Source organism: Klebsiella sp. CN_Kp075 (assembly GCF_040065055.2).
Lineage (GTDB): Bacteria > Pseudomonadota > Gammaproteobacteria > Enterobacterales > Enterobacteriaceae > Klebsiella > Klebsiella aerogenes.
Genome location: NZ_CM198050.1, coordinates 4,015,963 through 4,041,067 on the forward strand (window position 1 = coordinate 4,015,963; position 25,105 = coordinate 4,041,067).

The window sequence follows — 25,105 nt, forward strand, 5'->3', positions numbered from 1 at the left end:
AATGCCATTTATTATTAATGGAAATAACGTGTTGGGGAGGAGATGGGGATAGAGGTGGGATTTTTCAAGCGGAGGCGGCGAACGCAGCCTCCATTTGTTCAGAAAATAATCTTGTGGCGGCCTGCGAGAGAGTGCGACAGCGTGGTGCCGTCGACCATTTCCAGCTCCCCGCCAACCGGTACGCCGTGGGCGATGCGGCTGGCGTCAACGCCATACTGCGCGCAGAGCTCAGCGATGTAGTTGGCCGTCGCCTCGCCTTCAACGGTTGGGTTGGTGGCGAGGATCAGCTCGCTTATCGACTCCGCTTCAAGACGCTGTTCGAGGCGATCGAGCCCGATGTCATCCGGCCCGATACCGTCAAGCGGCGACAGGTGGCCCATCAGCACGAAGTAGCGGCCGGAATACTGCCCGGTCTGCTCAATGGCGTAAATGTCCGCCGGACTCTCCACCACGCAGATCTGACCGTTTTCCTGACGACGCGGATTGCTGCAAATATTGCACACCTCCTGCTCGGTGAAGGTGCGGCAATCGGCGCAGTGGCCGATTTCCGACATCGCGCGCGTCAGCGCCTGCGCCAGACGCATACCGCCGCTGCGATCGCGCTGCAGTAGCGTAAACGCCATGCGCTGCGCCGACTTCGGGCCAACGCCCGGCAGACAGCGCAGCGCTTCCATAAGCTGAGTTAACAGCGGGCTGGTTTGCATCAGAACGGCATCTTGAAGCCTGGCGGCAGCTGCATGCCGGCAGAAACGGAGGCCATTTTTTCTTTCTGGGTCTCTTCAATGCGGCGCGCGGCATCATTGAACGCGGCAGCCACCAGATCTTCCAGCATCTCTTTGTCGTCTTCCAGCAGGCTTGGGTCGATTTCCACGCGACGGCAGTTGTGCGCGCCGTTGATGGTCACTTTTACCAGACCCGCGCCGGACTCACCGGTCACTTCCAGCTGCGCGATCTCTTCCTGCATTTTCTGCATTTTGTCTTGCATCTGCTGGGCCTGTTTCATCAGGTTACCCAGGCCGCCTTTTCCACCAAACATAGGCTTCTCTCTCAGTAAGTCATCGTTAAGGTACCGATCGCCAGTCCGACTGGCGATCAAATGGGTCGGATACTCTCTTCATCCAGATCGGCATCGAAGAATCTCCGCAGGGTCTGGATGTTGTTATCCGCAATAATCGCCTCGCGCGCCTGCGCGAGCTTCTCTTCATAAATTGCCTGCCGCCACTCCAGCGGCGTGCGCATCGCCAAATTATCGTCTTCAACGATGGTCAATTCAACCGGCGCGCCGTACAACACGCCCAGCGCTTCAGCCAGTTTCTGCTGTGCGCCGGCGGAATTAAGATGCCGCTGACTGGGGCGCAGATGCAGGCAAATGCGATTGCCGTCCTGCTCTTTCCACGCGTTCAGCGCGACCTGCTCAACCAATTTCGGTACCGCCAGTTGGCTCACTTCCGCCGCCCAGCTATCGCGCTCGACCGCTTCAACCGCCAGTTTCGCCGCCAGTTCTGGCGTTTTTTCATGCTCCAGCGCCTTTTTCAGCGCTTTCGGCGTGGCGACCTCGACTAAGGTTTCTTCAACCGGCGCCGTCGATTTCCAGCGGTAGGCTTCTTTCTTCGCCGGGGCCTGCTCAAGCGCGGCCGCCGCCGGACGAGCCTGTACGCGCTCGGTAATCGAACTCAGTCGTTCCAGCGCAGCGTTATTCACCGGCCGCGCGCGGGATGCGGCTGCCGGTTCACTCTTTTTTGGGGTGGTCGCTCCCGGGGTTCGCTGCAGCCGACTGCGCGCCGCCAGCACCTGGCTGGTGCTTTGCGGCAGATTCTGCGGCGGCGCTGATGGCGACGATACGGGCGGTGCCGCTTGTTGTACCGGCGCAGAGGTTGGAACCTGAACGGGCTTCACTTCCGGCTCTGGCAGCGGCTGGCGAGGATGAAACGCCAGCGCGCGCAGCAGCGTCATCTCAACGCCCATACGCCGGTCCGGCGCATAAGGCAGCTCTTTACGGCCAATCAGCAGCGTCTGATAGTAAAGCTGAACGTCGGCCGGCGGCACGGTACGCGCCAGTTCGCGCATTCGTAGCTCGACGGCGGCCATATCCGCCCCCAGCGCCGATGGCGAGAGCTGGACCATCGCGATACGGTGCAGCAGACTTTGCATTTCCACCAGCAGCGCTTCCCACTCAACGCCGCGCGCAGCGGCGTCGCTGACGCCTGCCATCACGCGCTCGCCGTCGGCGGCTACCAGCGCTTCTATCAAGGATAGCGCCTGATCGTCGTCGAGGGTGCCGAGCATTTCGCTGACGGACTGTGCGCTTAAGCGGCCATCGCCGCTGGCGATCGCCTGATCGGTCAGGCTTAACGCATCGCGCAAGCTGCCATCCGCGGCGCGCGACAGCAGCTGCAGCGCGCGCGGCTCAAACGCGATCTGCTCTTCGCCAAGAATGTGTTCAAGCTGATGGCGGATCTGTTCGACATCCAGCGCCTTGAGGTGGAACTGCAGGCAGCGGGATAAAATCGTCACCGGCAGCTTTTGCGGATCGGTAGTCGCCAGCAGGAATTTGACGTGCGCGGGCGGCTCCTCCAGCGTTTTTAATAACGCGTTGAAGCTGTGGCGCGACAGCATGTGCACTTCATCGATCAGGTAGACCTTGAAGCGGCCGCGGGCCGGCGCATACTGAACGTTATCCAGCAGATCGCGGGTGTCTTCCACTTTGGTGCGCGAGGCGGCATCGATCTCGATCAGATCGACAAAGCGGCCTTGTTCTATTTCGCGACAGTTGTCGCAGACGCCGCACGGCGTCGCGGTAATACCGCTTTCGCAGTTTAACCCCTTCGCCAACAGCCGGGCGATGGAGGTTTTCCCTACTCCGCGGGTGCCGGAAAAGAGATATGCGTGATGGATGCGCCCTAACGATAAGCCGTTCGCCAGTGCGGTCAGCACATGTTCCTGGCCGACGACGTCAGCAAAGGTTTGTGGGCGCCATTTACGGGCTAAGACCTGATAACTCATGGGCTGGCTCTGAAACGCTGGAAGGTGAATTCACGAGGGGGTAATGCTATCACAGCCCCGCCGGATCGGCGAGGCTATGTGTCGGGATTTGCTTAGTGGCCCGGGAAAGGCACCAGGCTAAAGCAATTGATGCCCAGTTTTTCCAGGCGCTGTTCGCCGCCCAGATCGAAAAGATTGATAATAAAAGCGGCATCGTGAACTTCGCCGCCCAGGCGACGAATCAGCTTCACGGTGGCGTCAATGGTGCCGCCGGTCGCCAGCAGGTCGTCAACGACCAGCACTTTATCGCCTTCTTTAATGGCATCAACGTGAATTTCCAGCTGATCGGTGCCATATTCAAGCTCATAGCTTTCGGCGATGGTTTCGCGCGGCAACTTGCGCGGCTTACGAACCGGAACAAAACCAACGCCCAGCGCCAACGCAACCGGGGCGCCGAACAGAAAACCACGCGCTTCGGTCCCCACCACTTTGGTGATGCCGGCGTCTTTATAACGCTCGGTTAGCAGTTCAATGCTAAGCGCGTAGGCTTTAGGGTCTTCCAGCAAGCTGGTGACATCGCGGAAAAGGATGCCCGGTTTCGGATAATCCTGGACGCTTTGGATGCTGTTCTTCAGATATTCAAGCTGCTGTGCAGTTGCGGTCATAAGTTTATGCCTGATTGAAACGGTGTTACCCACGGGCGTGCAAAATGGGCCAAAGAAACATTTGTTTAACCTTTGACCAGGCTTACCCGCGCTCGAAAACGCCAGAATTTACTGGCTGTCGCCAACAATTGCAACAGGCATTATTGCGCATCAGTGCTTTTGTTGCTTTGCGTCAACCACCGGAATGCGCCACATAAATATCAGCAGGCAGGCGAGGATCGCCAGTAGCAGGATGCGCACCCACATAAGCTTAACCAGCCACAGAGAAATGGCAAAGGTCAGTAAAATCATGATAATGGCTCGCGGCTTGGCCCCCGGCGGCATCGCCCGGTACTGCTGCCAGTGGCGAAGATAGCCGCCAAACCACGAGCGATAAAGTAGCCAGTGGTGAAAGCGCGGCGACGAGCGGGCAAAACACCACGCTGCAAGTAGAATAAATGGCGTTGTTGGTAACAGCGGTAAGAAGACGCCCAGCGTCCCCAGCACTACCGCCAGCCAGCCAATGATGATTAAAATAATACGTGGCATAATGCGAATCGTTATCAAGCAGATGTCGCTACTGTAGCACAGTTGCTGAGTAGGGAATGGAGGAGTTATTTGAAAACAACCCGGCTTTTACAAACGCTGGAAAGTCAGCTGGCCGAGCTGGCGCTTCAGGTGGCGCCGTTCGCCAATCACGCCACGCTGAGCCCGCGTTTCGACCGCCAGCTGTTCCGTACCCGCGACACGCAGATGCAGGCTTACCTTGACGAAGCGCGGCATAATTTTACCGAGCTCCAGCATGCCGTCGAGCATCAACATCTGCCCCAGGTCGCCTGGCTTGCCGAACGGCTGGTAGCGCAGATTGCCGCCATTAGCCGCGAGACGGCGACCTGGTCGTTACGCCACTGGGATAGCGCCTCGCCGACGCTAAACCGCTGGCAACGCCGCCGCCTGCAGCACCAGGAGTATGAGCGCCGCCTGCTGGCGATGCGCAACGATCGTCAACGTCAGCTGGCGTCGGCAACAACCCTTGCCGAACAGCAGCGGCTGACCAAAGAGGTCGAGGCCTATGCCGGGCGCCTGGCCCGCTGTCGCGATGCGCTGGAAAATATTGAAAACGTACTGGCGCGTTTAACGCGCTAACAGGAGAGGATTATGTCGCTGGAAAATGCACCAGACGAAGTCAAACTGGCCGTCGATTTAATCATGTTGCTGGAGGAAAACCGGGTCAGCGCAAAAACGGTGCTGGGAGCGTTGGATATTATTAAGCGCGACTATGAAAACAAACTGAAAAACGCCCAACCTGACGCGCCTTTGTCAGAAGAATAAAACGATTCGGGGCGGCATATGCCGCCCCGATTAGCGATTATGCGACGTCTGGCGCCGTATCATCCCCTTTATTATCGCGCTTCACTTCCGTCACTTCATCTCCCTTCTCGTTACGCAGATGAACTTCCAGCTGGTTGAAGGCAATATCGATATTGTTTTCACGGCACAGGCGATCGATCGAACGGTTCAGTTCGTCCACCGCGTAGCTGCGATCGCGCAGTTCGCGCACGTAGAGGCGCAGTTCATGATCCAGCGTGCTGGCGCCGAAGGTGGTAAAGAAGACCGACGGCGCCGGTTCCTGCATCACTTTCGGATGTTCATGCGCCGCCTGCAGCAGCACCTCTTTCACTTTATCGAGATCGGATCCGTAGGCCACACCCAGGCGGATCACCACGCGGGTGATGGTATCGGAGAGCGACCAGTTGATCAGCCGTTCGGTCACGAAGGCCTTGTTCGGAATGATCACCTCTTTGCGATCGAAGTCGGTGATGGTCGTCGCGCGAATGCGGATCTTACTGACGGTGCCGGAGAAGGTGCCGATAGTCACCGTATCGCCGATACGCACCGGGCGTTCGAAGAGAATGATCAGACCGGAAACGAAGTTACCGAAGATCTCCTGTAAGCCGAAACCTAAACCAACCGACAGCGCTGCGGCCAGCCACTGCAGTTTATCCCACGATACGCCTAACGAGCCGAATACCGTCATCGCGCCGATGGCGATAATCGCGTAGTTAAGGATCGTCGTTATGGCATAGGAGGCGCCCTGGCGCATATTAAGACGCGACAGCACCAGCACTTCCAGCAGGCCCGGCAAGTTGCGAATCAGTGCCCAGGCGACCATCGAGGCGACAATCGCAAACAGCAGGCTGCCCATGGTCACGCTTTTCACCACGCTGGCCCCGGCCTCGGTGCCGTTGTAGTGCCAGAGCGTAATGCTGTCGAGATAGGCGAACACGGTAATCAGATCGGACCAAATCGCCCAGAACATCACCGCGAACAGCGCCACCATCACCAGCATGGTGATACGTAGCGTTTGCTGGTTAACCTGTTCGAGCGCGATCGTCGGCTCTTCCTGCGGTTCGGCGCCCTCCGCCCCTTCTTTCACCAGATGCTGGCGACGCGCCAGCGCCCGACGCCAGGCAATACGCCGCGCCGCCACGCTCAGGCCGCGCAACACGGTCTGGTACAGCAGGTTCCACATCATCACCAGATAGACGGTCTCAATCCAGCGGCCAGCCAGACGCAGCGTGGTATAGAAGTAACCGGTCGCCGTGAGGACCATCAGCGCGACGGGCACAATCGACAGCACGGTCACCGTTAGCAGGCGCAGGCTATGCGACTCTTTGTCACGCCAGCTTTCGCGGCACATCGGCCACACCAGCACCGCAATCAGCAGCAGGTTGACGAAAATAACGAACTGCCCCAGTACGTCGTCCATCAAATTAAGCGGAGAGAGCTCAGAGACGACCGACCAGAAATTCAGCGGCAGCAGCGCCAGGCTGACGCGGACGATCTGCCGCCGCCAGTGGCTGGTCAGCTGCGCGGGCATATTGAAATGCTTCACCGCCACGCCATCTTTTTCCAGTACCTTCCAGCACAGGCCGAACACCAGCCAGAACATTGCCAGTTTCTTACTGTAAGCCCACAGCAGGTTGCTGACATTCAGCTGCATGGTCAGCAGGATAAGCCCGACGGCGAGGATGAGCAGCACCACCGGCAGCGCTCTGATCAAATCAATCAGGATCGCTTTTGGCGTGTTGAGCTGGGTATCGTTGCGTAACTGACCTACCTGAGAGGCCAGCTTCGCCTGGTAATCGCGCAGCCACTGCAGGCGCCAGCGGATCAGACCGGCAATCAGTAGCAGCGGCAGCCCGGCAAGGAATGCGATAAACACCGCCGGCCAGGCTTTTTCCCAGTTGACGGTGATTTTCATCGATTTGAACTGGCCTTTCAGCGCTTCCGGGAAGGATTTAATCCACTCCCAATCCATCGGCTTATTGCTGTTCACCCAGAAAATCTGCTGGGTCAGGATCGATTTCAGATTGCTGGAGACGCTCATCAACTGCTGCTGGTTAATCTGCAGGTTGATGGCCATCATCAACTGGTTCCCCAGCTGTTTGTTAAACTGGTCGAGCAATTCACGGCGCATGTCCACCACTTCCAACAGGGCGTCGTGAACTTCCGGCGTGACTTCGCTGCTATGGCCTTCTTCCAGCTTTGCCACAAAGGCATCGCTCTGGAATAACGCATCGCGCTGCTGGTTAACCTCAAACTGCTCCAGGCGCAGATCGGCAATGCGGTTGGTCATATCCTGCAGCTCGTCTGCTGATGGCAACGTTTGCTGCTGCTGATAGAGGATACGCGACAGCAGCAGGCTGCCTTTCAATACGGAAATCTGCTCTTTGATATCGCGTTCGGACTGCAGCGCGCGGTCGAGCCAGTTTTTCACTCTGATATTACGCTGCACCAGCTGGTTGCCGTTTTCCGTCGCCTGAATCAGCTTTTCGCTGAGCTGGTGGTTAACTTCAAGCTCCTGCTTGACCAGCGGGTTATTTTGGATCCGCGAGGTTTCCTCCGGCGAGACCGCTTCCTGAGCGGTTTTCTCGGTGAGCGTCAGTCGCTTGCTGTTCACCGCTTCCTGCAACAGTTGCAGCTGATGTTCCAGCCGGTTGCTATGGGCGGTGACGTAGTCGCGCTGTTTCTGCAGCGTATCCTGCAGGACGGTATTGCCCTCCAGGCTCTTACGCTGCTGTTCGATTTCCGCGTTCAGCAACGCCTGCTGCGCCAGCAACAGCCCCTGCTGCGTCGGGCGCAGCGTCTCTTCGCCCGGCGCGGTGCCGTTGAGACGGTTACGAATTTGCTGTAATTGCTGAGAGGCGGAATACATCGCGTTCTGCACGCGTTCCGGCTGCGTCTGCAGCGAGACCAACTGGCTGTTGTAGGTCGCCAGATCGTTCTGCGCGCTTTGCAGGTCGTCGAGCGCCTGCGACACGCGCGACTCTAGCTGTCGCAGCGACAATGTGCTCAGGGTTTTACGGGTGACTTCATCATCAGGAACGTCGCTCAGCGCATTCAGGCTGTCTACCGCCTGACGCATTTTCGCCGGCGCCTGTTCAACCTGCTGACGCAGTTGCACAGTTTCAGACTTTATACGTTCAATCTTATCGAGCGTTTCTAAAGTCTGGGTCAGGTCCTGCTGAACTAATTTTTCCTGCGGCGTGAGTTCTTTTTGCTTATTTAACGTAGTGAGCTGGCTTTGAATGTCAGAACGGTCAGGTAAATCTGCAGCCTGAACCTGGCTGAAGCTCAGAGTGCCAACTATAAGGACCAGTGCAAAGACAATGGTGGAAATAGCATGAGGCCAACGATTTGTATGCTGCATAGTATTAACATGAATGGTTGCAAATGCCGGAGAATACCGGGGGTCGTCGCAGCGCGCAGAATAGCACTTCTCCCCGCGCGCGAATAGCGGCAGAGATAAGTAAAATTTACCTTTATTTACTCCTGGTCGTCAGGCCACAATTGCAGACGGGCTACGCAACGATGGACAGGTTTGATACATCTCAATGAGCGTGTCTACATAAGCGCGAGCTTCCGCATGAAGATTAAAGGTCTCAGGCGCGAAAAGCCAATTCTCCATTAATCCGGAAAGATAACTACGCATCAGAATTGCCGCACGGCGAGTGAGTAAATTCGCAGGTAATTGTTGAGCAGTGATACACTCTTTTAATGTTTGCTCAATACGATCGTAGCTTTCAAGCCATAAACTGCGCTGTGCTTGTTGGACAACGGCCATTTCTCCGACAAATTCGCATTTATGGAAGATGATTTCCATCATCAGGCGTCTACGCTCCTCTACTACCGTCGCTTCGAGGATATAGACCAGTATTTCGCGAACAACTGACAGTGGATCGTTAGGGAATTTTGCCCGATACTCAACTTCGAGATCGCTAATGCTGGCGTCCGAAAGACTCCATATTTCATTAAACAGATCGGATTTGTTTTTGAAATGCCAGTAAATCGCGCCCCTGGTCACTCCGGCAGCTTTTGCAATCGCGGCCAACGAGGTAGATGATACGCCTTGCTGCGAAAACAAACGCAGGGCAACGTCAAGAATCAGTTGCCGGGTTTCAAGTGCCTGTTGTTTGGTTTTTCGTGCCATAGGTTGATGACTTTACAGAGGTTGCGTTTACATACATTTATGAATGTATGTACCATAGCATGACCATAATAGAAAGACTGAAGTGGGTTTGTGGACGTTTGAGCCACTGAAAATTTGAAATTGGACACTCGAGGTTTACATATGAACAAAAACAGAGGGTTAACGCCTCTGGCGGTCGTTCTGATGCTCTCAGGCAGCTTAGCGCTAACAGGATGTGACGATAAACCGGCTCAACAAGGAGCCCAGCAAATGCCGGAAGTTGGCATTGTCACGCTCAAATCCGCACCTCTACAAATCACCACTGAACTTCCTGGCCGTACCAATGCTTATCGTGTCGCAGAAGTCCGTCCTCAGGTAAGTGGCATTATTCTGAAACGTAACTTCGTTGAAGGCAGCGATATTCAGGCGGGGGTGTCTCTTTATCAGATCGATCCGGCAACCTATCAGGCCAGCTATGAAAGCGCCAAAGGCGACTTAGCGAAAGCCCAGGCCGCCGCAAACATCGCTCAGTTGACGGTCAAACGTTATCAGAAACTGCTTGGCACGAAATACATCAGTCAACAAGACTACGACACCGCCGTTGCCGACGCTCAGCAAAGCAACGCCGCCGTCGTCGCGGCAAAAGCCGCGGTTGAAACCGCGCGCATCAACCTGGCTTATACCAAAGTGACTTCGCCAATCAGCGGCCGCATTGGTAAATCCGCGGTCACCGAGGGCGCGCTGGTGCAAAACGGGCAAGCTACCGCGCTGGCGACCGTTCAACAGTTAGATCCTATTTATGTTGACGTTACCCAATCGAGCAACGATTTCCTGCGTCTGAAACAGGAACTGGCGAACGGTAAACTGAAGCAAGAAAACGGTAAAGCGAAAGTCGAACTGGTGACCAACGACGGTCTGAAATACCCGCAAGACGGCACGCTGGAATTCTCTGATGTCACCGTTGACCAGACCACCGGTTCTATCACGCTGCGCGCGATCTTCCCGAACCCGGACCACACCCTGCTGCCAGGGATGTTCGTCCGCGCACGCCTGGAAGAAGGTATTAACCCGGATGCGCTGCTGGTTCCGCAACAGGGCGTTACCCGTACCCCGCGCGGCGATGCCAGCGTGATGGTGGTTGGCGAAGGCGACAAAGTTGAAGTTCGCCAGGTCACCGCGACTCAAGCTATCGGCGACAAGTGGTTAGTGACCGAAGGTCTGAAATCCGGCGATCGCGTGATCGTCGCTGGCCTGCAAAAAGTCAAACCAGGCGTACAGGTAAAAGCGCAGGAAGTAGCTTCAGACAACCAACAGCAAACCGCCGGCAACGCGAACGCTCAGTCTGAACAAACCAAGTCTTAACTTAAACAGGAGCCGTTAAGACATGCCTAATTTCTTTATCGATCGCCCCATATTTGCATGGGTGATCGCCATAATCATCATGTTGGCCGGGGGGCTTTCGATTATGAAACTCCCCGTGGCGCAATATCCAACGATTGCGCCGCCAGCAGTGACGATCTCGGCCACCTACCCGGGGGCTGATGCGAAAACGGTGCAGGATACCGTGACACAGGTTATCGAACAGAACATGAACGGTATCGATAACCTGATGTACATGTCCTCAAACAGTGACTCCACCGGTACGGTGCAGATCACCCTGACCTTCCAGTCCGGTACTGACGCAGACATCGCCCAGGTACAGGTGCAGAACAAGCTGCAACTGGCGATGCCGCTGCTGCCGCAGGAAGTACAACAACAGGGCGTGAGCGTGGAGAAATCCTCCAGTAGCTTCCTGATGGTTGTCGGGGTTATCAACACTAACGGCACCATGACGCAGGAGGATATTTCCGACTACGTGGGCGCCAATATGAAGGATGCCATCAGCCGTACCTCCGGCGTCGGCGACGTTCAGCTGTTCGGTTCCCAGTACGCGATGCGTATCTGGATGGACCCCACGAAGCTGAACAACTTCCAGTTGACTCCGGTAGATGTCATCAACGCCATTAAAGCGCAGAACGCCCAGGTCGCGGCGGGCCAGTTAGGCGGTACGCCGCCGGTGAAAGGCCAGCAGTTGAACGCCTCGATCATCGCCCAGACTCGTTTAACCTCCGCAGATGAATTCAGCAAAATCCTGCTGAAAGTCAATCAGGATGGTTCACAGGTTCGTCTGCGCGATGTGGCGAAAGTTGAGCTCGGCGGCGAAAACTACGACATCATCGCGAAGTTCAACGGCCAACCGGCTTCCGGTCTGGGGATTAAACTGGCGACCGGCGCTAACGCCCTGGATACCGCCAACGCCATCCGCGCCGAGCTGGCGAAGATGGAACCGTACTTCCCGTCAGGCCTGAAAATCGTCTACCCGTACGATACTACCCCGTTCGTGAAGATCTCTATTCATGAAGTGGTAAAAACGCTGGTGGAAGCGATCATCCTGGTGTTCCTGGTCATGTATCTGTTCCTGCAGAACTTCCGCGCCACGTTGATCCCGACCATCGCGGTACCGGTGGTATTGCTCGGGACATTCGCCATCCTGGCGGTATTTGGCTTCTCGATAAACACCCTAACGATGTTCGGGATGGTGCTCGCCATCGGCTTGCTGGTGGATGACGCCATCGTGGTGGTAGAAAACGTCGAGCGCGTGATGGCGGAGGAAGGATTGCCGCCGAAAGAAGCGACCCGTAAGTCAATGGGTCAGATTCAGGGCGCGTTGGTCGGTATTGCGATGGTGCTGTCTGCGGTATTTATCCCGATGGCCTTCTTCGGCGGTTCAACCGGCGCGATTTATCGCCAGTTCTCGATTACTATCGTGTCCGCGATGGCGCTGTCGGTACTGGTGGCCCTGATTCTGACGCCAGCGCTGTGCGCCACCATGCTGAAACCGATTCAGAAAGGCGGCCATGGCGAGCACAAAGGCTTCTTTGGCTGGTTTAACCGCATGTTCGATAAGAGCACGCACCACTACACCGACAGCGTAGGCAACATTCTGCGTAGTACCGGTCGTTACCTGGTGCTGTATCTGATTATCGTCATCGGTATGGCTTACCTGTTCGTTCGTCTGCCAAGCTCCTTCTTGCCGGATGAAGACCAGGGCGTATTCCTGAGTATGGCGCAGCTTCCGGCGGGCGCGAGTCAGGAACGTACGCAGAAAGTCCTTGATGAGATGACTGACTACTACCTGACCAAAGAGAAGAACAACGTTGAATCGGTGTTCGCGGTTAACGGCTTTGGTTTTGCGGGTCGCGGTCAGAACACCGGTATCGCCTTCGTGTCGTTAAAAGACTGGAGCCAACGCCCGGGTTCAGAAAACAAAGTTGAAGCGATTACCGGTCGCGCGATGGCCCGTTTCTCGCAGATTAAAGATGCGATGGTCTTCGCCTTTAACCTGCCGGCGATCGTCGAACTGGGTACCGCTACCGGCTTTGACTTCCAGCTCATCGATCAGGGTGGTTTAGGGCATGAGAAATTAACTCAGGCGCGTAACCAGCTGTTTGGTATGGTCGCTCAGCATCCTGACCTGCTGGTTGGCGTGCGTCCTAACGGCCTGGAAGATACGCCGCAGTTCAAGATCGATATCGATCAGGAAAAAGCGCAGGCGCTTGGCGTTTCAATTAGCGACATCAACACTACCCTTGGCGCGGCCTGGGGCGGCAGCTACGTCAACGACTTCATCGACCGCGGTCGCGTGAAGAAAGTGTACGTCATGTCTGAAGCGAAATACCGTATGCTGCCAGAAGACATCGGCAACTGGTATGTACGCGGCAGCGATGGTCAGATGGTGCCGTTCTCCGCCTTCTCCACTTCCCATTGGGAATATGGTTCACCGCGTCTGGAGCGTTACAACGGTCTGCCATCGATGGAAATCCTCGGTCAGGCCGCTCCGGGACGCAGTACGGGTGAAGCGATGGCGATGATGGAACAGTTGGCAAGCAAACTGCCTTCTGGCGTCGGCTACGACTGGACCGGTATGTCCTATCAGGAACGCCTGTCCGGCAACCAGGCCCCAGCGCTGTACGCCATTTCGCTTATCGTCGTCTTCCTGTGTCTGGCGGCGTTGTACGAAAGCTGGTCGATTCCGTTCTCCGTCATGCTGGTGGTACCGTTGGGTGTTGTCGGCGCGCTGTTAGCGGCAACCTTCCGCGGGCTGACTAACGACGTTTACTTCCAGGTCGGCCTGCTGACGACCATCGGTCTGTCGGCGAAGAACGCGATACTTATCGTTGAATTCGCCAAAGACCTGATGGAAAAAGAAGGCAAAGGCCTGATTGAAGCGACGCTGGAAGCAGTACGTATGCGTCTGCGTCCAATCCTGATGACCTCTCTGGCGTTTATCCTTGGGGTAATGCCGCTGGTTATCAGCTCCGGCGCAGGTTCCGGCGCGCAGAACGCCGTCGGTACTGGCGTAATGGGCGGGATGGTGACCGCGACGGTTCTGGCCATCTTCTTCGTGCCGGTATTCTTCGTGGTGGTTCGTCGCCGCTTCAGTAAGAAAACTGAAGATATTGAGCATAACCATCCGGTTGAGCATCATTAATCTTGCTTAAGCTAAGGGCCGCATTTGCGGCCCTTTTTCTTTAGGGGTTTTTAAACGCACACATTGTTATTGTTTATTTTACGTTCTGACATATAATATACATTGATGAACGTTGTTCTATCTTTATTAAGATTTCCGTTATTGGCTTCACCATCAGGCTTCATTCAGAATATTCTTAATTACCAACAACCTCCCAACAACCTTTTCGCTGCAGGCAGGCGTCAATCAGATAACCTGATGATATATAAGGCTGACGTTCCAGTTTCGCCAAACATAAAAGGAATTCGTATAATAGGATCTGTTTTTTTAAGATAAATTAACCGTATTTATTGTAATTTTTCGTAATAGCACGGTGAAATGTTTTTGAGACTGGATTATAGTTAAATCACAGGATTACAATGTTTGAGCCTGGTCTTCATCCCACAACGGTGTTTGTTAGTCGTCGTTTAAACCACTTACAAGGGGATGTGTTATGGACGAGTACTCGCCAAAAAGACATGATATCGCGCAGCTTAGATTTCTCTGCGAAACCCTGTATCATGACTGCCTTGCAAACCTGGAAGAGAGCAACCGCGGCTGGGTTAACGATCCCACTTCGGCGGTGAATCTTCAATTAAATGAATTGATCGAGCACATAGCAACTTACGCGCTTAATTATAAAATTAAGTATGCTGAGGATAATAAGCTGATTTCTCAGCTTGACGAATACCTGGATGACACTTTTATGCTGTTCAGTAGCTATGGCATAAACACAAGCGATCTCCAAAAATGGCGTAAATCCGGCAATCGCTTATTCCGGTGCTTTGTGAACGCCAGCCGGGAGAACCCGGTAAGTCTTTCTTGTTAGAATTATTACATTCAAAAGGTGAAATGATGTCTGGTAAACCATTAACTAAAACAGACTATTTGATGCGTTTACGCCGCTGTCAGACAATTGATACGCTGGAGCGCGTAATTGAAAAGAATAAATATGAACTTTCCGACAATGAATTGGCTGTATTTTACTCAGCAGCCGATCATCGTCTTGCTGAATTGACCATGAATAAGCTATACGACAAAATCCCAACTTCAGTATGGAAATTTATCCGCTAGTTCATTTTCTGTCATTAATACCACGGCGCGTCAACAGGGATCACTCGGGATATTAAACGCCTGAGTCCCATATTGCTGCATATGAAACCGGTTTCGCTTTATACTGTTTCTTCTTTAACCAGGAGAAGACCATGAGCGAAGAAAAAAGGAAAATGATCGCCGGCGAACCTTACCTTGCTGGAGACGCAACGCTAAAAGCAGACCGCCTGTATGCAAGGCAGGTACTGCACCGCTATAACCACTCTGCTCCGGATGAACGCGAATCGCGTGCGGCACTGCTGAGCGAACTATTTGGCAAGCCCACCGACGCGTATATCGAGCCCACTTTCCGCTGCGATTATGGCTATAACATCAGCCTCGGCGCCAATTTTTACGCTAACTTTGACTGCGTAATGCTTGATGTTTGCCCGATTCGGATTGGTGATAACTGTATGCTGGCGCCGGGCGTTAACATCTATACTGCGACCCATCCGCTCGATCCGACGGAACGTAATAGCGGTATCGAGTATGGAAAACCGGTGGTTATCGGCAATAACGTATGGATTGGCGGCCGGGCGGTCATCAACCCCGGCGTCACCATCGGTGACAACGCGGTCATCGCATCCGGTGCCGTGGTGGTAAAAGATGTGCCGGCCAATGCGGTAGTCGGCGGTAATCCAGCACAAATCATCAAGCTGCTATTAACCGAATAATAGTAACTGTTATGCTTTTCTGTAACTGATCTGTTACTTTAACCCCAGTCTCCGGCAACATAAAATAACCGCCAAACTGAGCCGTAGAGCCTGAAATGCCGGGCTCTACGAAGAATTCGGGGACTAAAATGACAGAAATACAGCGCCTGCTAACCAACACCATTGAGGAACTGAACGAAAAAGAAAAACGCGATAATCGCCCGCGTTTTAGTATCAGTTTTATTCGTAATCACCCGTGGCTATTTGTCGCCATGTACGCCGCCTTTTTGGCCACGCTCGTCGTCATGCTGCGCTCTGAGACGCTGGTTGATTCCGTATGGCTACTGGTCGTCCTGTTTGTCCTGTTGAATGGCTTCTTCTTCTTCGATGTCTACCCGCGCTACCGTTATGAAGATATCGACGTGCTCGATTTTCGCGTCTGTTATAACGGTGAATGGTATAACACCCGCTTCGTGCCTGAGCAGCTAATTGACGGCATTCTGCAATCGCCGCAGGTCGGCCATGAACAGAAAGCCCAGTTGCAGAAAATGATCGCCACCAAAGGGGAACTCTCGTTCTACGATGTCTTCACCCTGACCCGCGTTGCTGCCTGATTAGCCGGTTCAACGTCCGCAGCGACGCGACGAAATGCGCCGCGGACGTATTACCGTAACCCAATACCAGGCCGCTACGCGCGGTCTGTGGGTTAAGATAAAAGCGGCTTAGCGCCGCTGGCGCCATTTGATACCGTCGCGCCTGCTCGACAATTTGCACATCGTCGATGCCATCAATGGCGACGGTTAAATGCAGCCCGCCCTCTCCGCCCCAAATCTCATTCGCCAGCTCGAATTCGCTTGCGACCGCCTCGCGTAACAGCTGCTGACGCCGACGATACAATCGGCGCATTGAAGCCAGATGGCGCGCATAATGCCCCTCTTCGATGAACAGCGCCAGCGCGCGCTGTTCCAGTCGATGGCCGCCGCGCAACAGCGCGCCGATCGCCTCCTGCGCCGCCTCGGCCAGCGCAGGAGGCATTACCGCAAATCCTATTCTCAGTGACGGGAAAAGCGTTTTACTGAAGGTGCCAAGATAAACCACCGGCGCCTGCGTCACCATGCCGAGCATCGCCTGAATGGGTTCGCCGCTGTAGCGAAACTCGCTGTCATAGTCGTCTTCAATAATCCATACGTTATGCTGGCGGGCATACTCCAGCAACGCCAGACGGCGGCCGGCGCTCATCACCGCCCCGCTCGGGTACTGGTGCGAAGGTGAGGTAAAAATAAGCCGTGGCGGCGGCTCGTCCGCGATATCTGGCCGCATGCCATCGCTATCAACCGCAATCCCTTTTATTTGCAATCCGGCTTTAATAAACACGCTTTTGGCGCCGAAATAACCGGGTTCTTCGACCCAGGCGGTATCCCCCGCCTCGCTCAGCAGATGCGTGCAAAGATTAACCCCCTCCAGCGCGCCTTCAGTAATCACAATTTGCCGCGCTGTGCAGCGTATGCCCCGGGATAAGGTCAGATGACGGGCAATCGCCTCGCGCAGCGCTGGTTCACCGGCCGCCTCCCCATACCCAAGAATCGTACTGCCGTTCTCGCGCAGTACCCGATCGAGCAAACGACGCCAGATAGCCAGCGGGAAGTAGTTCACCGCGGGCATTCCGGTAGTCAACAACAGTGCCGGAGAATCCCGTCGACCCGGCTGCGGTAGCGTGCGCAAGCGCTCAGGTAAAACAAACGTTGGCGGCGTCGGCTCGCTTTCAGCCAGCATATTGAGCGCCGCGACATACGTCCCCTGACGACTGCGGTTCAGATATCCCTCTATCGCCAGCTGCTCCAGGGCGCTGTTTACGGTATTGCGCGATACGCCAGCACGTTGAGCAATAACGCGGGCGCCCGGCAACCGGCTATGGCTAAGTAATTCGCCCTGTAAAATGGCCTCGCGCAGCGTCTGATACAGCGCGCGCTGTAGCGTCGCGTCTCCCCGCAGCTGTATCCCGCGCGTCAGCAAGGCAAAAAAAGCATCGTCCGGTATATTCATCATTGCTCCTCGTGGCACCATGAAAAGATACCCGGATGGCACTTTTTATGGAACCAGCAGACGTTTAATCTCAGGACTCTTCCCGCAAACAGGACTTGACTGATGACGCAATACAACCAATTTAACCAACTCGTTGGCGACGCTTTACCTGACTGGCAGCCACGCCCATGGCCGCAGCGCCAGACCTTACAAGGACAGTCATGCCGCCTGGAACCGCTTGCCGTTAAACACGCGCAAGCGCTGTTCAACGCCTATAGACAGGCGCCTGATACCCGCGCCTGGACCTGGCTTTTGCGTGAACCGGAAAACAGCGTTGCCGAGTTCAGCGCCTGGATTGCCAGCATCAGCGAGCTTAACGACCCGCTTCACTTCGCGGTAATTGATGAACAGAGTGGGCAGCCGGTCGGATCGTTAGCGCTAATGCGTATTGACGCCAAAAACGGCGTCGTTGAAGTCGGCCATGTTCACTTTTCGCCGCTGCTGAGCCGCAAAGCGATGGCCACCGAGGCACAGTGGTTGCTGATGCGTTATGTCTTTGAGTCGCTCGGCTACCGTCGCTATGAGTGGAAATGCAATAGCCTGAATGAACCATCGCGGCGCGCGGCGCTGCGCTTAGGCTTTCAGTTCGAGGGGCGCTTTCGACAAGCGCTGGTGATAAAAGGCCACAATCGCGATACCGACTGGTTTTCCATTATCGATAGCGAGTGGCCGCAGGTGGATAGCGCGATGCGCCAGTGGCTGGCCGCTGGTAATTTTGATGCCAACGGCCAGCAATATCGCACGCTGGAGAGCTTCCGCAAGCCTACGAATTAACGCCGTTTTTTACGTCCCTGCACCGCTTTAAAACGCGGATTGCTTTTGCAGATAACGTACAGCCGCCCTTTGCGTTTCACTATCTGGCAATCCGGGTGGCGCTGTTTAGCGCTACGCAATGAGTTCAGTACCTGCATATTTAGCTCCTTTTGGCATCAATAAAACCACCGAAGCGCTGACGGAAACGAGCGGCGCTACCTTCGGTGGCATGCGTTTTCTGCTTACCGGTGTAATACGGATGGGATTTAGACGAAACATCTAAGGTGACATACGGATAGGTCACGCCATCCAGTTCAATCTCACGCTCGGTTTTAATAGTGGATCCCACTTTGAAGTACTCGTTCACGCTCGTATCGTGGAAAACGACGGTACGGTAGTGCGGATGAATATTAGCTTTCATAGCGAACCTCAATTAATATGTTATAACATAACAATTAAGGTACACCGTTGAACGCCAAAGATCAACCACAGGAAATTAACGGTTTCAGCAAGAACCACGCGATGTCTCAGGAGGCGATGATTTGCCCCCCTTCTCCCAAATCGCGGCATTCGCGATCCGGGTCTTTTTTTCGCTTTCGCGTATACTCAGAGCAATTCCCCGTTAAAATAAGGACATACCCATGACGACTCGCCATTTAATGAGTCTGGTTACAGGGGTACTTATTCTCGCGATCGTGCTGCCCATCGCCTTAAGTATCTGGCTGGCAATGCGTCAGGCGCAGGCGCAGTTTTATAGCGAGCTCGACCACTACTCAAAACGCATTGTGATGCGCGTGGAACAGGTCGCTGCTCAGGCCAAAGAAGCATTACAAGAAGCCGATGCGCACACCGCCACCGCCTGTTCGCCAGAACATCTGTTGAATATGCGCCGCATTGCCTACACCCATCGCTATGTGCAGGAAGTACTCTGGCTGCGTAATTCGGTGCCGATGTGCTCATCGCTTGAGGATCACCAGGTCTCAGTCACGTTTCCGCCCCCCGACCACGTGACTGCCGACGGTTACAGCACCTGGCTTACCTCGATCAATGACCTCGGCCTGCAGCATCGCATGACCGCTTTCGGCAATAAAAATCATATTGTGATGATCGACCCGGTGTCGTTTATTGATGTTATCGCCACCGGTCAGGAAAAGATCCACACGATATTATTCGGCACCGAGCACGATCAGGTGGTGATCAGTAGCCAACCGATCGATCCCGCGGTTTGGACGCGAATTAAAAACCTCCATAGCGAGACGCTGACGCTGAATGACACCGTCTATCGCGTGCATATCATCCCTGAACTGGGTCTTGGCGTCGCCAGTTGGTCGTCCACGCAGCCACTGGATGCGCGCCTTCGCCAGCAGCTGCTGCTATGGCTGCCGATTGGGCTCTTTACCAGCCTGTTGACCTCTTTTTTACTTCTGCGCCTGCTGCGCAGATTACGCTCGCCGCGTTATGGCATGCTGGATGCGCTGCAATCCGATGCCATCCAGGTTTACTATCAGCCGATCGTCTCGCTGGAGGATGGTAAAATCGCCGGCGCCGAAGCGCTGGCCCGCTGGCAGCAGCCGGATGGGACCTTTTTATCACCGGATATTTTCATCCCGCTAGCCGAGCAAACCGGGCTTATCACCCGGTTGACCGAGGATATCGTGCGTAAAATCTTTTCCGATCTCGGTCCCTGGCTGCGCCATCATCCGCAGATGCACATTTCTATTAATCTGTCGGTAGATGACCTGCGCTCACCCACGCTACCCAAACTACTCAAGGAGCAGCTGGCGCGCTGGGGAATCAACGCGGAACAGATCCCCCTTGAGCTTACCGAACGCGGCTTTGTCGATCCGCAAACCACCCTGCCGGTGATTATTGGCTATCGCCAGGCGGGACACCGGATCTCGATTGATGATTTCGGCACCGGTTATTCCAGCCTCAGCTACCTGCAGACGCTGGATGTGGATACGCTGAAGATCGATAAGTCATTTGTCGATACGCTGGAATATAAACCTCTCACGCCACATATCATTGACATGGCGAAGGCGCTGAATCTGGCGATCGTCGCCGAAGGGGTGGAAACCCCCGCTCAGCGCGACTGGCTGCGCGCGCATGGCGTCAATTACGCACAAGGCTGGCTGTACTGTAAGGCGCTGCCGAAAGAGGAATTTATTCAGTGGGCGGAAAATAATATTAAAGCGCATTAATATCATGTGCGGCGCGCTGGCAACCAGTCGCGCCGCCGGATTTACTCGTCAAGAATCGGCGCAAAACCGCCGAAGATCATGCGCTTGCCGTCAAAGGGCAAGCTATCGCTAAGCGCTTTGATCCGCGGGTCGCTCATCATTTTCGCATTGGCCGCGTCCCTGATCTCTTTAGACGGGTACTCGATCCAACTGAATACCACTTCCTCATCCGCCTGCGCTTTAACCGACATGCGGAAATCCGTCAGCTTCCCTTCCGGGACATCATCCGACCAACACTCCACCACGCGCGTGGCGCCAAACTCTTTAAACAACGGCGCCGATTTTGCTGCCAGTTCGCGGTATGCCTCCTTATTTTCCGCAGGGACGGCAACGACAAAACCATCAACATACTTCATGAGTGAGTCTCCGAAGTGAACAGCGCCGGCGGCATATCCGTCGGCGTCTGAGTGATAAGTTTAGTCGCTGCTATTGCGAACGGCGATTTCAGGACGCCAGTTCACGGCTTTTAGCCGCCGCACTGACTGGCCGCGGTTGACGGAACCAGGGCAAAAATAGCTGGATCAGCGGGCCGATAGCAAAGGCGTAAACCACGGTGCCAACCCCGACTTTACCGCCCAGCAGCCAGCCAATTAGCAGCACCGAGACTTCGATGGCGGTACGGATACCACGCAGCGACCAGCCGGTCCGCGCGTGCAATCCGGTCATCAGGCCATCGCGCGGTCCGGGGCCAAAACCGGCGCCGATATACATCCCGGTCGCTATCGCATTCATCACCACCGCGCCGGCTAGCAGCAGGCTACGCGCGGGCAGCGATTCCAGCGGCGGAAGTACCGCGAGAGTGGCATCGGCCGCAAGGCCCAGCACGATGACATTGCTAATGGTGCCGAGACCCGGCATCTGGCGCAGCGGGATCCACAGCAGCAGCACCGCGGCGCCGGTCACAATAATCACCGTGCCGAAACTGATATTAAGCTGTTTCGCCACCCCCAGATGAAACACATCCCACGGATCGGCCCCGAGGTTGGCATGGACGAATAACGCCGTCGACACGCCATAGAGAACCAGACCGATATAAAGTTGTAGCAAACGACGGACCATAAACACCTCAGTATGTATTGCGAACTCCCCCATCATCATCAAAAATGGATTGGTAATTAATGGCCAGTTTTTGAAAAGTGGATCGCTATGTCAGTACGTCGTTTTGGAACACAATCGCTGGTACGCCTGCTCGGCAACTGGCAGGCCCCTTCCTCGCGCGCGCCGCTGTGGCGGCAGCTGGCGGAAGCGCTGCGTCTGTTGATCCTTGATGGAAGGCTGGCGCTGGAGACCCGTTTGCCCGGCGAACGAGAACTGGCGACGGCGCTAAATGTTAGCCGCACCACTATCGCCAGCGCGCTGGGGTTATTGCGAGAAGAAGGCTATCTGCAAAGTCGCCAGGGGAGTGGTTCACGCATTGCGCTACCTGCAGGCCCTCTGCTGCCCGGTGAACAGACGCTTTCGGCGCCTTCGGTCAATCTCGCCACCGCCGCCCTCAGCGCCGGACCGGAAATTCATCAAGCCTACAGCCACGCGCTGACGCTGATGCCGCAGTATTTGTCCTATACCGGGTACGATCAGCAGGGGTTAGTCGATTTACGCACGGTGATTGCCCGCCGCTATAGCGAACGCGCACTGCCGACGCAGGCAGATGAAATCATGATCGTAAATGGCGCGCTGAGCGGATTTGCCCTGGTACTGCGTTTGTTAACCGGGCCAGGCGACCGGGTGGTGGTTGATGCTCCCTCCTATCCGATGGCAATTAACGCCATTCGCGGCGCCTCCTGCCGGCCAGTAGGCGTGGCGTTACCGGAAAAGGGCTGGGACTGCGACGGACTGGCGGCAACCATTGCGCAAACCTCGCCGCGGCTGGCCTTTATGATGCCGGATTTTCATAATCCCACCGGCCGCTGCATGGATAGCGAGACCCGGCAGCGCGTCGCCGATCTGGCCGCCAGCACGCGAACGACGCTGGTTGCCGACGAGACAATGGTGGATTTATGGTACAACGCCCCGCCGCCGCCGCCGCTGGCGGCTTTCAATCCTGAAGCGCCGATCATCACTATTGGTTCCGCGGGGAAAACGTTCTGGGGTGGACTGCGAGTTGGCTGGATCCGCGCGCCCGCGTCGACTATCGCCTCGCTCATCCAGGCGCGGGATACGCTCGATCTCGGCTCGCCGCTGCTGGAGCAGCTGGCTTGCCGTTGGCTACTGGAGAACGAAAAGGCGTTATTGCCGCAACGGCGTACGATGCTGGCCGCGCGTCGCGATATGTGCGCCGCATTAATGGCGGAATATTTTCCCCACTGGCGCTTTTGCGTCCCCGAGGGCGGGCTGTCATTTTGGGTCGAGCTGCCGGAAATGTTAGCGACACAGTTCTCAGTGCGTGCGGAGAATGCCGGCATTCATATCGGTACCGGTACGCGTTTCGGCCTGGAGGGGGCCTTCGATCGTTATTTACGTTTGCCTTTCACCCTGCCGGATACGGAATTGCGCAATGCCTTCAGCATTTTACAACCGCTGTGGCAGTCCCTTACGCAACAGAAAGAAATGACGCGAATGCGTAAAATAATATAATAAAATATCGACGGGCTGGAATCAGCCCGTCAAAAACCACCATCCATGATGAATATGAGATGTTTTATAAAATTGCAGTGCCATCTTGCCTACGCCGCATGTCATTAAAATGACAACCGCGTAATCATTTCATTAATGCTGGCGCGGAATTGGAAAACCTTTTAGCGAAATAATAAAGCCATCGTCATCTTTTTTTATTTTTGCGCCGGTTTCACACCAGTCGGAAGCAATGCGAAAAAACTCATCACTACCGATATTCCAGTTCAGGCGCACGTGCTTAACGTACCCGGAACGCAGCAGGTCACAGGCTTCACTGTAACTGCTGGCTGTAGAGAATTGTTGTTTCATCTTTTCTTCTTCAGAAGTTTGCGTAATGCTTTGATTTCTTTAGGGGTTAACGGCGACGCTTCCTCTTCGGTATGCTGGTTATCAATATCCTCATGCGAAACCCCCGCCTCGTCTGCTGAATCAATGGCCGCCAGCGCCAATTGCAGCAGCTTCTCCGTTGCCGTGCCTAAATTCTCGTTATTGACTTCCGCATAATGACGCAGTTTATCTTTTAACTCTGCGTCAATTTTCACATTCAGAACTACTGTGGTCATGATCACGCTTCCCGTGCAATAAAATCATCATAATTAATACACGAAGTTAACATCTTGATCCAGAGATATTATTTATCCTTAATAATATCTGGTAATTCCAGGAAATAATTTGCCCATTATATATGACATGAAGATGACATTAGTATGTCATTATTATTTCACATTTATGACAATGCAAAATTAAGGAATGAAAAAGCGTCGTTTTAGTAACGTAAAACAATAAATGAAGTGAGATTGCTTATAATAGTAGCAGAGAATAAAAGCACAGCAAATGAAGGGAGATTAAATCAGGGTACCCGGAATTGGGTGGGGGCCCTGCCAGCTACATCCCGGCACACACGTCGTCTGCTCTGGCTGCTTCCTTCCGGACCTGACCTGGTAAACAGAGTAGCGTTGCGGGAGAACCAACAGAGCCCCCATTGAGAGCGTTGATAACCAACGCGCTGGCGCATTATCCCTATAGCACTCCTGAATTGCAAGCCACTCGCGTCCAGCTGCTGGTTTATTATGCAAAACGTCGGATTTCCCGGCAAATAGTGCCTTTACCCGGCCTAACGCCCCAGCAATGAGAGAGATTGCGAGCCCCATCGCGGCACAGTTTACCGCAACCCGCCATACTTGTTCGTCCTGTGTCTTTTCAACGTGTTGTCGCTACGGTAATCGCATGACTCAATCGCCACGCCCCACCAACACCTTGCCCATGCCCGCCATTGATGGCGTAACCGTCCCCTTTCACGGCATGAATTTTCTACGCCCCGAGCTGCTGTTGGATTTCGTCAGCATCAGTAGCGCGCCGCTGTTGTCGGTGACCCCCGTTGCCCTGCTCTTTTCCACGGTGGGCGTGTTGCAACACGTCGAGTTGCGTAAGCTGCCCGTTGAGGTCAAAGGCCGGGTGGTTTATCCCATCTCATCGCTCAAATACCCGACGCTGCGCGGCAAGCTCATTATCAATGCGCAATCGCAGCGGCTAAAATTCCTCGAAAGCCTGATCGCCACCAGCCCGCATGACAATATTCACGGTATGCAGATCCTCGGGCTGGCGCTGGAATTCACCGTCCTGTGACGGCTGTACAGCACGCGATCAAGCGCTTATTCTGAGCTTTTCTCGCGTGAAGGAGTGATGATGGAGGACGCCCACGACAGCTTTCCCCAGCGGGTCTGGCAGATAGTCGCCTCAATTCCGGAAGGGTATGTCACCACCTACGGCGATGTCGCTCTGCTGGCGGGTTCGCCGCGCGCGGCGCGACAGGTGGGCGGCGTGTTAAAGCGCCTACCGGAAGGCTCAACCCTGCCATGGCACCGGGTGGTGAATCGCCACGGCGATATTTCGCTGACCGGCCCCGACCTGCAGCGCCAACGTCAGGCGCTGCTGGCGGAAGGCGTCCAGGTCTCCGGCAGCGGGCATATCGACCTGCAACACTATCGCTGGGTTTATTAAGGGCAAAAAAATGCCCCTGAACA

27 protein-coding genes, 1 other RNA gene and 1 other annotated feature are annotated in these 25,105 nt (G+C 54.9%); of the genes, 13 read left to right on the top strand and 15 right to left on the bottom strand.

Annotated elements, in window-relative coordinates:
• Nucleotides 1-98 precede the first annotated feature (98 nt).
• The 5 genes from recR to ABLV78_RS19260 all read right to left on the bottom strand — a co-directional run bounded on the left by recR (nucleotide 99) and on the right by ABLV78_RS19260 (nucleotide 4,175).
• Nucleotides 99-704, bottom strand: a complete 606-nt coding sequence (gene recR / locus ABLV78_RS19240) for a recombination mediator RecR (RefSeq protein WP_015367906.1) — start codon at nucleotides 702-704, stop codon at nucleotides 99-101.
• Complete coding sequence (locus tag ABLV78_RS19245) at nucleotides 704-1,036, bottom strand: YbaB/EbfC family nucleoid-associated protein (RefSeq protein WP_008805448.1); 333 nt, start codon at nucleotides 1,034-1,036, stop codon at nucleotides 704-706. The genes recR and ABLV78_RS19245 overlap by 1 nt, the downstream gene beginning before the upstream one ends.
• A gap of 56 nt (nucleotides 1,037-1,092) precedes the next feature.
• Entirely contained in the window at nucleotides 1,093-3,003 is a 1,911-nt protein-coding gene (gene dnaX / locus ABLV78_RS19250) for a DNA polymerase III subunit gamma/tau (RefSeq protein WP_045393520.1), read from the bottom strand.
• Nucleotides 1,696-1,760: a sequence feature (DnaX frameshifting element), on the bottom strand. It overlaps the preceding gene by 65 nt.
• 92 nt (nucleotides 3,004-3,095) lie before the next feature.
• The gene (gene apt, locus ABLV78_RS19255; RefSeq protein ID WP_015367908.1) at nucleotides 3,096-3,647 is read right to left on the bottom strand and encodes an adenine phosphoribosyltransferase; all 552 of its coding nucleotides are present in this window, start codon (nucleotides 3,645-3,647) and stop codon (nucleotides 3,096-3,098) included.
• A gap of 150 nt (nucleotides 3,648-3,797) precedes the next feature.
• Complete coding sequence (locus ABLV78_RS19260) at nucleotides 3,798-4,175, bottom strand: DUF454 family protein (RefSeq protein WP_015704615.1); 378 nt, start codon at nucleotides 4,173-4,175, stop codon at nucleotides 3,798-3,800.
• Nucleotides 4,176-4,244: 69 nt separating this feature from the next.
• Between ABLV78_RS19260 and priC the strand changes: the two genes are divergently transcribed.
• Together priC and rsmS are read left to right on the top strand one after the other, a co-directional pair.
• Entirely contained in the window at nucleotides 4,245-4,772 is a 528-nt protein-coding gene (priC, locus tag ABLV78_RS19265; protein ID WP_045393522.1) for a primosomal replication protein N'', read from the top strand.
• 12 nt (nucleotides 4,773-4,784) lie between these two features.
• Nucleotides 4,785-4,958, top strand: a complete 174-nt coding sequence (gene rsmS, locus ABLV78_RS19270; protein ID WP_015704613.1) for a pleiotropic regulatory protein RsmS — start codon at nucleotides 4,785-4,787, stop codon at nucleotides 4,956-4,958.
• Nucleotides 4,959-4,995: 37 nt separating this feature from the next.
• On the opposite strand, the gene mscK is transcribed toward rsmS, so the two are convergent.
• Nucleotides 4,996-8,340 carry a mechanosensitive channel MscK gene (gene mscK, locus ABLV78_RS19275; RefSeq protein WP_045393525.1) on the bottom strand — a complete coding sequence of 1,115 codons (3,345 nt, stop codon included), beginning with the start codon at nucleotides 8,338-8,340 and terminating at the stop codon, nucleotides 4,996-4,998.
• Nucleotides 8,341-8,469: 129 nt separating this feature from the next.
• On the bottom strand, nucleotides 8,470-9,120 hold the full coding sequence (gene acrR, locus ABLV78_RS19280) for a multidrug efflux transporter transcriptional repressor AcrR (RefSeq protein ID WP_045393528.1): 651 nt from the start codon (nucleotides 9,118-9,120) through the stop codon (nucleotides 8,470-8,472).
• Nucleotides 9,121-9,261: 141 nt separating this feature from the next.
• Between acrR and acrA the strand changes: the two genes are divergently transcribed.
• From acrA to ABLV78_RS19310, 6 genes are all read left to right on the top strand, one after another.
• Nucleotides 9,262-10,461, top strand: a complete 1,200-nt coding sequence (gene acrA / locus ABLV78_RS19285; protein ID WP_045393531.1) for a multidrug efflux RND transporter periplasmic adaptor subunit AcrA — start codon at nucleotides 9,262-9,264, stop codon at nucleotides 10,459-10,461.
• Between the two features lie 22 nt (nucleotides 10,462-10,483).
• Nucleotides 10,484-13,630, top strand: a complete 3,147-nt coding sequence (gene acrB, locus ABLV78_RS19290) for a multidrug efflux RND transporter permease subunit AcrB (protein ID WP_047047062.1) — start codon at nucleotides 10,484-10,486, stop codon at nucleotides 13,628-13,630.
• A gap of 472 nt (nucleotides 13,631-14,102) precedes the next feature.
• Nucleotides 14,103-14,477: an Hha toxicity modulator TomB gene (tomB, locus tag ABLV78_RS19295; RefSeq protein ID WP_045393536.1), complete on the top strand. Its 375-nt coding sequence runs from the start codon at nucleotides 14,103-14,105 to the stop codon at nucleotides 14,475-14,477.
• 26 nt (nucleotides 14,478-14,503) lie between these two features.
• Nucleotides 14,504-14,722, top strand: a complete 219-nt coding sequence (gene hha / locus ABLV78_RS19300; RefSeq protein ID WP_015367918.1) for a hemolysin expression-modulating protein Hha — start codon at nucleotides 14,504-14,506, stop codon at nucleotides 14,720-14,722.
• A 131-nt stretch (nucleotides 14,723-14,853) separates the two neighbouring features.
• Nucleotides 14,854-15,414 carry a maltose O-acetyltransferase gene (maa, locus tag ABLV78_RS19305; RefSeq protein ID WP_047047059.1) on the top strand — a complete coding sequence of 187 codons (561 nt, stop codon included), beginning with the start codon at nucleotides 14,854-14,856 and terminating at the stop codon, nucleotides 15,412-15,414.
• A 128-nt stretch (nucleotides 15,415-15,542) separates the two neighbouring features.
• On the top strand, nucleotides 15,543-16,007 hold the full coding sequence (locus ABLV78_RS19310; protein WP_047047056.1) for a YlaC family protein: 465 nt from the start codon (nucleotides 15,543-15,545) through the stop codon (nucleotides 16,005-16,007).
• On the opposite strand, the gene pdxR is transcribed toward ABLV78_RS19310, so the two are convergent.
• Entirely contained in the window at nucleotides 15,982-17,436 is a 1,455-nt protein-coding gene (gene pdxR, locus ABLV78_RS19315; protein WP_047047053.1) for a MocR-like pyridoxine biosynthesis transcription factor PdxR, read from the bottom strand. The two genes, ABLV78_RS19310 and pdxR, sit on opposite strands and share 26 nt — an antisense overlap.
• Nucleotides 17,437-17,538: 102 nt before the next feature.
• On the opposite strand from pdxR, the gene ABLV78_RS19320 reads away from it, so the two are divergent.
• The gene (locus tag ABLV78_RS19320; RefSeq protein ID WP_045393548.1) at nucleotides 17,539-18,249 is read left to right on the top strand and encodes a GNAT family N-acetyltransferase; all 711 of its coding nucleotides are present in this window, start codon (nucleotides 17,539-17,541) and stop codon (nucleotides 18,247-18,249) included.
• Here the strand turns inward: ABLV78_RS19320 and ykgO are convergent.
• Together ykgO and ABLV78_RS19330 are read right to left on the bottom strand one after the other, a co-directional pair.
• Nucleotides 18,246-18,386, bottom strand: coding sequence for a type B 50S ribosomal protein L36 (gene ykgO / locus ABLV78_RS19325; RefSeq protein WP_003859006.1), 141 nt, complete (start codon nucleotides 18,384-18,386; stop codon nucleotides 18,246-18,248). The two genes, ABLV78_RS19320 and ykgO, sit on opposite strands and share 4 nt — an antisense overlap.
• A 2-nt stretch (nucleotides 18,387-18,388) precedes the next feature.
• Nucleotides 18,389-18,649, bottom strand: a complete 261-nt coding sequence (locus tag ABLV78_RS19330) for a type B 50S ribosomal protein L31 (RefSeq protein WP_015367923.1) — start codon at nucleotides 18,647-18,649, stop codon at nucleotides 18,389-18,391.
• Nucleotides 18,650-18,869: 220 nt separating this feature from the next.
• Between ABLV78_RS19330 and pdeB the strand changes: the two genes are divergently transcribed.
• Nucleotides 18,870-20,429, top strand: coding sequence for a cyclic di-3',5'-guanosine monophosphate phosphodiesterase PdeB (gene pdeB / locus ABLV78_RS19335; protein ID WP_047047049.1), 1,560 nt, complete (start codon nucleotides 18,870-18,872; stop codon nucleotides 20,427-20,429).
• A gap of 41 nt (nucleotides 20,430-20,470) precedes the next feature.
• Here pdeB and ABLV78_RS19340 read toward each other — a convergent pair whose 3' ends face one another.
• Together ABLV78_RS19340 and yczE are read right to left on the bottom strand one after the other, a co-directional pair.
• Nucleotides 20,471-20,824 carry a DUF1428 domain-containing protein gene (locus ABLV78_RS19340; protein ID WP_015367925.1) on the bottom strand — a complete coding sequence of 118 codons (354 nt, stop codon included), beginning with the start codon at nucleotides 20,822-20,824 and terminating at the stop codon, nucleotides 20,471-20,473.
• A gap of 88 nt (nucleotides 20,825-20,912) precedes the next feature.
• Nucleotides 20,913-21,527 (bottom strand): membrane protein YczE, encoded by a 615-nt coding sequence (gene yczE, locus ABLV78_RS19345; RefSeq protein ID WP_045393554.1) that lies wholly within the window; start codon nucleotides 21,525-21,527, stop codon nucleotides 20,913-20,915.
• Nucleotides 21,528-21,614: 87 nt separating this feature from the next.
• On the opposite strand from yczE, the gene yczR reads away from it, so the two are divergent.
• A complete protein-coding gene (gene yczR / locus ABLV78_RS19350) occupies nucleotides 21,615-23,042 on the top strand; it encodes a MocR-like transcription factor YczR (protein WP_047047045.1) in 1,428 nt (475 codons plus the stop codon).
• Nucleotides 23,043-23,174: 132 nt separating this feature from the next.
• On the opposite strand, the gene ABLV78_RS19355 is transcribed toward yczR, so the two are convergent.
• The 3 genes from ABLV78_RS19355 to ffs all read right to left on the bottom strand — a co-directional run bounded on the left by ABLV78_RS19355 (nucleotide 23,175) and on the right by ffs (nucleotide 24,054).
• Nucleotides 23,175-23,390 carry a hypothetical protein gene (locus ABLV78_RS19355; protein ID WP_015367928.1) on the bottom strand — a complete coding sequence of 72 codons (216 nt, stop codon included), beginning with the start codon at nucleotides 23,388-23,390 and terminating at the stop codon, nucleotides 23,175-23,177.
• On the bottom strand, nucleotides 23,387-23,644 hold the full coding sequence (locus tag ABLV78_RS19360) for a hypothetical protein (RefSeq protein ID WP_015367929.1): 258 nt from the start codon (nucleotides 23,642-23,644) through the stop codon (nucleotides 23,387-23,389). Before ABLV78_RS19360 ends, ABLV78_RS19355 begins: the two co-directional genes overlap by 4 nt.
• Nucleotides 23,645-23,957: 313 nt before the next feature.
• Nucleotides 23,958-24,054, bottom strand: an RNA gene (gene ffs / locus ABLV78_RS19365) — signal recognition particle sRNA small type.
• Between the two features lie 254 nt (nucleotides 24,055-24,308).
• Here ffs and ABLV78_RS19370 point away from each other — a divergent pair.
• Both ABLV78_RS19370 and ABLV78_RS19375 read left to right on the top strand, forming a co-directional pair.
• Nucleotides 24,309-24,707: a hypothetical protein gene (locus ABLV78_RS19370; RefSeq protein WP_047047042.1), complete on the top strand. Its 399-nt coding sequence runs from the start codon at nucleotides 24,309-24,311 to the stop codon at nucleotides 24,705-24,707.
• 60 nt (nucleotides 24,708-24,767) lie between these two features.
• A complete protein-coding gene (locus ABLV78_RS19375; RefSeq protein WP_015367931.1) occupies nucleotides 24,768-25,082 on the top strand; it encodes an MGMT family protein in 315 nt (104 codons plus the stop codon).
• The last annotated feature ends 23 nt before the right edge of the window (nucleotides 25,083-25,105 follow it).